Source organism: Ancylomarina longa (genome assembly GCF_003996985.1).
GTDB classification, from domain to species: Bacteria; Bacteroidota; Bacteroidia; order Bacteroidales; family Marinifilaceae; genus Ancylomarina_A; species Ancylomarina_A longa.
On the sequence record NZ_RJJX01000283.1, the window covers coordinates 1 to 387 of the forward strand.

Below are 387 nucleotides of genomic sequence, written 5' to 3' on the forward strand. Positions count from 1 at the left end.
CACAAACTTTGAACCGTACCGGGTTTGTCGGAGAGTCAATATTCTGAGAGACTATCCCGATGACAAAATTAAAATATACCCCTGAAATCAGAGAAAGAGCGGTTCAATTATTGATTGAATCTGAAAAAGATTATCCTTCTACTTGGGCTGCAATCACAGCAATTGCGCCTAAGATTGGTTGTACTTCTGAAACACTTCGTGCCTGGCATCAAAAGCATTTAGATCAGCAAAATCCTATTAAAGTACAACAGATATCTGATCAAGAAAAAATGAAGCAAATGGAACGTGAAATTAAAGAATTAAAGCGTGCCAATGAAATTCTACGTAAAGCAGCCGCTTTTTTCGCCCAGGCGGAGCTCGACCGCCCACACAAATAATGGTGGATTT

At 39.8% G+C, this 387-nt stretch carries 1 pseudogene; it reads left to right on the top strand.

What is annotated here, in order from left to right:
* Positions 1–59: 59 nt before the first annotated feature.
* Positions 60–387 (top strand): annotated as a pseudogene (locus DLK05_RS17195) (transposase); the annotation flags it as partial.